The sequence below is a fragment of the Stutzerimonas stutzeri RCH2 genome, assembly GCF_000327065.1.
GTDB lineage: Bacteria > Pseudomonadota > Gammaproteobacteria > Pseudomonadales > Pseudomonadaceae > Stutzerimonas > Stutzerimonas stutzeri_AE.
Genome location: NC_019936.1, coordinates 2115410 through 2122500, shown reverse-complemented (window position 1 = coordinate 2122500; position 7091 = coordinate 2115410). Strand labels below are relative to the sequence as shown.

Sequence of the window (7091 nt, the reverse complement as noted above, 5' to 3'; positions counted from 1 at the left end):
CTGGTGTTCCTTCCTATATCTACGCATTTCACCGCTACACAGGAAATTCCACCACCCTCTGCCATACTCTAGCTCGCCAGTTTTGGATGCAGTTCCCAGGTTGAGCCCGGGGCTTTCACATCCAACTTAACGAACCACCTACGCGCGCTTTACGCCCAGTAATTCCGATTAACGCTTGCACCCTTCGTATTACCGCGGCTGCTGGCACGAAGTTAGCCGGTGCTTATTCTGTCGGTAACGTCAAAACAGCAAGGTATTAACTTACTGCCCTTCCTCCCAACTTAAAGTGCTTTACAATCCGAAGACCTTCTTCACACACGCGGCATGGCTGGATCAGGCTTTCGCCCATTGTCCAATATTCCCCACTGCTGCCTCCCGTAGGAGTCTGGACCGTGTCTCAGTTCCAGTGTGACTGATCATCCTCTCAGACCAGTTACGGATCGTCGCCTTGGTGAGCCTTTACCTCACCAACTAGCTAATCCGACCTAGGCTCATCTGATAGCGCAAGGCCCGAAGGTCCCCTGCTTTCTCCCGTAGGACGTATGCGGTATTAGCGTTCCTTTCGAAACGTTGTCCCCCACTACCAGGCAGATTCCTAGGCATTACTCACCCGTCCGCCGCTGAATCAGAGAGCAAGCTCTCTTCATCCGCTCGACTTGCATGTGTTAGGCCTGCCGCCAGCGTTCAATCTGAGCCATGATCAAACTCTTCAGTTCAATACTGCTTGGGTTTTGAGAAAACCCTAAACTTGGCTCAGCAATCGCAAATCTCTTTACAAGTAAAGAGTAACTCTCGAATAAACGAGTGTTGCTTTGTGATGCTGATAATCTATCTGACCATCAGTCTTACATTCACAAGCACCCACACGAATTGCTTGATTCAGTTGTTAAAGAGCGTTTCGATCAAGTCTTTCGTCTCAACCGAGGCCGCGCATTCTACAGCAGCCTTGTTACCTGTCAAGCTGTTTTTGAAGAATTTTTCGTTTCTTCTCAACCGCTTGCGCTTTCGATCAACTCTCATCTCTCGTCAGCGGGAGGCGAATCATACAGCGTTCAAAACCGCTGTCAACCACCTCTTTCAACCGCCTCCGATCAACCTGACCGAAGCCACCAACAGGACTCAACCGCCACCCTGCCAGCCCGGCGCATTCTACTCGAATCCGCCATCCGTGCAACCCTTTTATTTCGCTAACCTTTTGATTTACAAGAAGTTTTGCTTAAGAACTGCGCCGGAAGTGGTGCGCATTATAGGAGCCTGAAAACTAACGTCAACCGTTTATTTCAGTTTTGTTCGGGCAGCCATTGCGGGGCTGTGCTTTTGCTTGGTGATCGCCTTGCCTGTCTATATATGTGGCAACGGCCGATCTGCGAGTTTAGGCCCACCAGCACTTCCTTCATTCTAGCCGCTTCAACCATTACACTGACGGCCCTCCCACTCAGCCAAGGTTCCCCGATGCTCCCACAATGCGATGCACCGCTAGACCTACTGCTGTTTCCTACCTGGCTTGTTCCGGTGGAACCGGCCGGGGTAGTGCTCAAAGGGCACGGGCTTGGCATTCGGGACGGACGTATCGCGCTGATAGCACCACGTGCTGAGGCGCTCAAGCAAGGCGCCATCGAAACTCAAGAACTAAAAGGAATGCTACTCGCGCCGGGGTTGGTCAATGCTCACGGGCACGCCGCCATGACGTTGTTCCGTGGACTGGCCGATGACTTGCCGCTACAGCGCTGGCTCAAAGAGCACATCTGGCCGGCCGAATCGCGCTGGGTGGATGAAGACTTCGTTCGCTGCGGCACCGAACTGGCGATTGCCGAGCAATTGAAAAGCGGGATCACCTGCTTTTCAGATATGTACTTTCATCCCAACGTGGCGAGCGAACTGGTCCATAAGCACGGGGTAAGAGCGCAGATCACCATCCCGGTTTTCGACTTCCCTATTCCCGGCGCTCGGGATGCCGATGAAGCGCTACGCAAGGGCGTCGAGCTGTTCGATGACCTCAAGCACCATCCGCGCATCACGGTTGCCTTCGGCCCGCATGCGCCCTATTCAGTGGCGGATGACAAGCTCGAGAGCATCCGTATTCTGGTGGCGGAGATGGACGCAGGCATTCACATGCACGTCCACGAGACCGCCCAGGAAGTTCAAGACGCCTTGCAAAAGCATGGAGAGCGACCGCTGGCGCGCCTGGCGCGATTGCAGCTGCTCGGCCCGCGATTCCAGGCCGTTCATATGACGCAGGTAAGCGACGACGATCTCGCGCTGCTAACCGAGCATAACTGCAGCGTCATCCACTGCCCTGAGTCCAACCTTAAACTAGCCAGTGGTTTCTGCCCGGTTGAACGAATTTGGGAGGCAGGGGTTAATGTGGCTATCGGGACGGACGGGGCCGCGAGCAATAACGACCTGGACCTTTTGGGCGAGACACGCACCGCTGCTTTGTTGGCCAAGGCGGTCGCCGGTTCGGCAACCGCGCTCGACGCGCATCGAGCCTTGCGAATGGCTACGCTCAACGGCGCCCGGGCCCTGGGCATCGAGGACCACACCGGTTCGCTGGAGGTAGGCAAGTTCGCGGACCTCGTCGCTTTCGACCTCTCCGGCCTAGCCCAGCAACCGATATACGACCCGGTGTCCCAGTTGATCTATTCCACCAGCAAAGAGTCCGCTCGTCATGTCTGGGTCGGCGGCAAACAGTTGCTCGACAACGGCCGATTGACTCGGATCGACGAGCAGCGCGTTATCGCAAACGCCTGCCAATGGGGCGACAGAATATCGAGCAAGGACCGAGGCCAAAGGTGACGAAATCGAAATTCGGCTGCACTTGCGCGACGATATGACATATGAACGAGGGGCCGTATAGGTGCCCCTACTGCATCCTGAGCTGGCAACATTCGCGTTTGCGACTCAAGCTTCTCTCTCAAGCATTCAAAACGGACCGGACCATGAGCAACGTCGACCACGCTGAAATCGCTAAATTCGAAGCCCTTGCCCATCGTTGGTGGGATCGCGAAAGCGAATTCAAGCCACTGCACGAAATCAATCCACTTCGCGTGAACTGGATAGACGAGCATGTTTCGCTGGCAGGTAAAAAGGTCATCGACATTGGCTGTGGCGGCGGGATTCTCAGCGAGGCCATGGCACAGCGGGGCGCTGAAGTCACCGGTATCGACATGGGTGAGGCACCGCTTTCCGTAGCGCGACTACATCTTCTTGAGTCGGGCCTGGAGATTGATTACCGGCAGATCACTGCCGAAGCCATGGCAGAGGAAGCACCGGAACAGTTCGATATCGTCACCTGCCTTGAAATGCTCGAGCACGTACCGGATCCGGCATCTGTCATCCGCGCCTGCTGTGCACTGGTAAAGCCCGGCGGCCAAGTGTTCTTTTCAACGATCAATCGCAATCCGAAAGCATATGCGCTCGCCATCATTGGCGCTGAGTATGTGCTTCAGCTACTCCCACGCGGCACCCACGATTTCAAGAAGTTCATCCGCCCTTCGGAGCTCGGCGCCTGGAGCCGCGACGCCGGGCTTGCCGTCAAAGACATAATCGGCCTCACCTACAATCCGCTTACCAAGCATTACAAGCTGTCTGCCGACGTCGACGTCAACTACATGGTCCAGACAATTAAGGAGGGATGATGCGCCTGCGCGCTGTTCTGTTCGACATGGACGGTACCCTGCTCGATACCGCTCCGGATTTCATTGCCGTCGCACAAGCGATGAGGGTTGCTCGTGGCCTTGCTCCCGTCCCTGCCCAACAGGTCCGTGATGTGGTGTCGGGAGGAGCGAGAGCGATGGTGCTCAGCGCGTTTGACGTCGACCCGCTGTCAGACGAGTTTGAAGAGCTCCGACTCGAATTCCTGGAGCGGTATCAGGAACACTGCGCCGTACACAGCCATCTCTACGATGGTATGGCTGAGCTGCTGGACGAGATCGAACGGTCCAATCTGCTTTGGGGCGTTGTGACCAACAAGCCACTGCGTTTCGCGGAGCCGATCATGCATCAGCTGGGCCTCGCCTCGCGTTCCGCGGTACTGGTCTGTCCTGACCACGTTGCCAGGAGTAAGCCCGATCCGGAGCCGATGCTGCTTGCCTGCAAACAGCTCGATCTCGATCCATCTGCGGTCCTGTTCGTCGGCGACGATCTTCGAGATATCGAGTCCGGTCGCGCGGCAGGCAGTAGAACCGCCGCGGTGCGCTATGGCTATATCCACCCGGAAGACAACCCAAGCAACTGGGGTGCAGACGTGGTCGTGGACCATCCGCTGGAGCTTCGGAAAGTTCTGGATCGAGCCATCTGCAGCTGTTGAAGTACCAACAGCAAGCATCTGCCCTGTTGCTCAACGAATGCTGTTGAGCGCCTATTACCTGACGATTTATGAGGCATCCGATGTTCGAATACTCCGCCCGCCCCGACCTGCTCAAAGGGCGCATCATTCTGGTAACCGGAGCTGGTCGCGGCATCGGCGAAGCAGCGGCAAAAGCCTACGCCGCTCACGGCGCGACCGTACTACTGCTTGGCAAGAACGAAGACAACCTGAACCGTGTTTATGACGACATCGAAGCGGCCGGCCATCCGCACCCTGCCATCATCCCGTTCAATCTGGAAACCGCCCTGCCGCACCAGTACGACGAGCTGGCGGCGATGATCGAGCGCGAATTCGGCCATCTTGACGGGCTGCTGCACAACGCAGCGATCGTCGGCCCGCGTACGCCACTGGAACAACTGTCCGGCGACAACTTCATGCGTGTGATGCAGGTGAATGTGAACGCGATGTTCATGCTGACCAGCACCCTGCTACCGCTGCTCAAGCTCGCCAAAGACGCTTCGGTGATATTCACATCAAGCAGCGTCGGTCGCAAAGGACGCGCGTACTGGGGCGCCTATGCGGTATCCAAATTTGCCACCGAAGGTCTGATGCAGGTACTAGCGGACGAAGTGGATGAAACCGCGCCGGTGCGCGCCAACAGCATCAACCCCGGCGCAACCCGCACCGATATGCGTGCCAAGGCGTATCCCGGCGAGAACCCGCAGGTCAATCCGCTGCCCGAAGAGATCATGCCTGTCTATCTGTATCTGATGGGGCCGGACAGCATCGGAGTGAATGGTCAGGCGCTGAACGCGCAATAGCCAAGCTCTACGGAGACAAAAACGCTGCGCAATGGCATCACACCATTGCGCAGCGCTGGATACAGCTATCAGGTGCGCTTGCTACGCCCGAAGCCCGGACGCTGACCATCGCCAGCCGGCCTTTTGCCTGGCCCTGACGGACGCCCCGCCCCGTCGTTGCGCTTGCCGCCTTTACGCGCGTCGCCCGGACGCTCGGCGACAGGTGTCCCGCGAGTCTTATCGCTACGCCCTTCGTTGACACGAGGCTTACGCCCGGCCTGATCGTCCCGCTGCACCCGCGGCTTGTCCGAGCCGGCGACATCAGCTTCAGTTGACGAGCGAAGTACACGGGGCCGACGCTCGCCTCGACCAAGCGGCTTTGCCACCTTGCGCTGCATGCGGTCGATCTTTTCCTTGGCCTTCGCTTTCATGCTCGGCAGAGCAACCGGCTTGAGGCCAACCTCCTGGCTGAGGATGTCCACTTCGCTTTGCGACATCTCGCGCCAGCGTCCCATCGGCAGATCGGACGTCATGAATACTGGACCGAAACGGACCCGCTTCAGGCGGCTCACGACCAACCCCTGGGATTCCCAAAGCCGACGAACCTCACGATTGCGACCTTCCATCACTACACAGTGATACCAATGGTTGAACCCTTCACCGCCAGGCGCTTCCTGGATGTCGGTAAAGCGTGCCGGACCATCTTCAAGCATGACGCCGGTCTTCAGCCGCTCGATCATTTCGTCGTCGACCTCCCCACGCACGCGTACCGCATACTCGCGGTCCATTTCATACGATGGGTGCATCAGGCGGTTGGCCAGCTCTCCATCGGTGGTGAAGAGCAAAAGACCGGTTGTGTTGATGTCCAGACGGCCGATGTTGATCCAGCGGCCTTCCTTTGGTCGAGGCAAACGATCAAAAACCGTTGGACGGCCTTCGGGATCATTGCGGGTGCAGATCTCGCCGTCGGGCTTGTTGTAGATCAGTACGCGTCGTACGACTTCATTAGCCTCTTCCCGCTTGAGCAGGCGGCCATCGACAGCAATGGCGTCATGCGAGTCGACCCGTTGGCCAAGGCTCGCAACTGCACCGTTGACCTTTACCCGACCTTCAACGATCCATTTTTCAACATCACGACGCGAAGCCATGCCCAGGCGGGCCAGAACCTTCTGCAGCTTTTCGCCATGAGTTACGTGTGTGCTTGTTTCTTCGTGCTCGGTCATCTGGGCACCTCCCGGTGTGGCAATCCGATTGAAAGGGCGCGAATCATACGCGCATAGCGGCAGCTACGCACCAACGACAGCGTAGCAGCGATCCGGGGCGAGGCATCACTGCACTATGCCAACGCGGCAAGGGCCTCGGCAGTGCGCTGCTGAATGCTTGGCCAGTCGCCCTCGCCGAGGCTTGTGCTATCGATCATCCAGGTTCCACCCACACACATCACGTTCGGCAGGGCCAGATAACTAGCAGCATTCGCCGCCGTCACACCGCCTGTCGGGCAAAAGCGAACGTCAGCAAAAGGACCGCCCAAAGCTTTCAATGCGGCGACACCACCGCACACCTCAGCCGGAAAAAGCTTGAACCGGCGATAGCCGAGTGCATAACCCTCCATCAGATCGGACGCACTACTGATGCCCGGCAGCAGAGGCACTGAGCAGCTCACTCCGGCCTCCAGAATCTCCCGGGTCGAGCCAGGAGTGACGATGAATTGCGCCCCAGTGGCTTCCACCTCATCCATCATCCGTCGGTCGAGCACGGTACCTGCACCAACGCAGAGATCGGGCCGCTCTTCGCGCAACCGCCGAATCGCCGTCAGGCCATGACTGGACCGCAGGGTGATTTCCAGCGTGCGCAGACCGCCAGCGGCAAGCGCATCGGCAAGCGGCAGGATTTGCTCTTCGCTGCCTATCGTGATCACCGGCAGGATCCGCGCATCCACGCAGATTCTTTCAATCAGAGCGTTTTTCTGGTCCATGGTCATG

7 protein-coding genes and 1 rRNA gene (1 of these 8 cut by a window edge) are annotated in these 7091 nt (G+C 57.7%); 5 read left to right on the top strand and 3 right to left on the bottom strand.

Annotated elements, in window-relative coordinates:
• Positions 1-716, bottom strand: a 16S ribosomal RNA gene (locus tag PSEST_RS09780) (it extends 821 nt beyond the left edge of the window).
• Positions 717-817: 101 nt separating this feature from the next.
• Between PSEST_RS09780 and PSEST_RS09775 the strand changes: the two genes are divergently transcribed.
• The 5 genes from PSEST_RS09775 (at position 818) to PSEST_RS09755 (ending at position 5130) form a co-directional block, all read left to right on the top strand.
• Positions 818-1258, top strand: coding sequence for a hypothetical protein (locus PSEST_RS09775; RefSeq protein WP_015275940.1), 441 nt, complete (start codon positions 818-820; stop codon positions 1256-1258).
• Positions 1259-1452: 194 nt separating this feature from the next.
• Positions 1453-2796, top strand: coding sequence for a TRZ/ATZ family hydrolase (locus tag PSEST_RS09770; RefSeq protein WP_015276833.1), 1344 nt, complete (start codon positions 1453-1455; stop codon positions 2794-2796).
• Positions 2797-2939: 143 nt separating this feature from the next.
• Positions 2940-3638, top strand: coding sequence for a bifunctional 2-polyprenyl-6-hydroxyphenol methylase/3-demethylubiquinol 3-O-methyltransferase UbiG (gene ubiG / locus PSEST_RS09765; RefSeq protein WP_015276832.1), 699 nt, complete (start codon positions 2940-2942; stop codon positions 3636-3638).
• Positions 3638-4309, top strand: coding sequence for an N-acetylmuramic acid 6-phosphate phosphatase MupP (gene mupP / locus PSEST_RS09760; RefSeq protein WP_015276831.1), 672 nt, complete (start codon positions 3638-3640; stop codon positions 4307-4309). The genes ubiG and mupP overlap by 1 nt, the downstream gene beginning before the upstream one ends.
• Before the next feature lie 80 nt (positions 4310-4389).
• Positions 4390-5130 (top strand): YciK family oxidoreductase, encoded by a 741-nt coding sequence (locus PSEST_RS09755; RefSeq protein WP_015276830.1) that lies wholly within the window; start codon positions 4390-4392, stop codon positions 5128-5130.
• Positions 5131-5198: 68 nt separating this feature from the next.
• Here PSEST_RS09755 and rluB read toward each other — a convergent pair whose 3' ends face one another.
• Both rluB and PSEST_RS09745 read right to left on the bottom strand, forming a co-directional pair.
• Positions 5199-6332 (bottom strand): 23S rRNA pseudouridine(2605) synthase RluB, encoded by a 1134-nt coding sequence (rluB, locus tag PSEST_RS09750; RefSeq protein ID WP_015276829.1) that lies wholly within the window; start codon positions 6330-6332, stop codon positions 5199-5201.
• 113 nt (positions 6333-6445) lie between these two features.
• Complete coding sequence (locus tag PSEST_RS09745) at positions 6446-7090, bottom strand: bifunctional 4-hydroxy-2-oxoglutarate aldolase/2-dehydro-3-deoxy-phosphogluconate aldolase (RefSeq protein WP_015276828.1); 645 nt, start codon at positions 7088-7090, stop codon at positions 6446-6448.
• Between the last annotated feature and the right edge of the window lies 1 nt (position 7091).

Coding starts and splice junctions, on each gene's coding strand:
- PSEST_RS09775 (WP_015275940.1), top strand. CDS start 818: ATGCTGATAATCTATCTGACCATCAGTCTTACATTCACAAGCACCCAC.
- PSEST_RS09770 (WP_015276833.1), top strand. CDS start 1,453: ATGCTCCCACAATGCGATGCACCGCTAGACCTACTGCTGTTTCCTACC.
- ubiG (WP_015276832.1), top strand. CDS start 2,940: ATGAGCAACGTCGACCACGCTGAAATCGCTAAATTCGAAGCCCTTGCC.
- mupP (WP_015276831.1), top strand. CDS start 3,638: ATGCGCCTGCGCGCTGTTCTGTTCGACATGGACGGTACCCTGCTCGAT.
- PSEST_RS09755 (WP_015276830.1), top strand. CDS start 4,390: ATGTTCGAATACTCCGCCCGCCCCGACCTGCTCAAAGGGCGCATCATT.
- rluB (WP_015276829.1), bottom strand. CDS start 6,332: ATGACCGAGCACGAAGAAACAAGCACACACGTAACTCATGGCGAAAAG.
- PSEST_RS09745 (WP_015276828.1), bottom strand. CDS start 7,090: ATGACCATGGACCAGAAAAACGCTCTGATTGAAAGAATCTGCGTGGAT.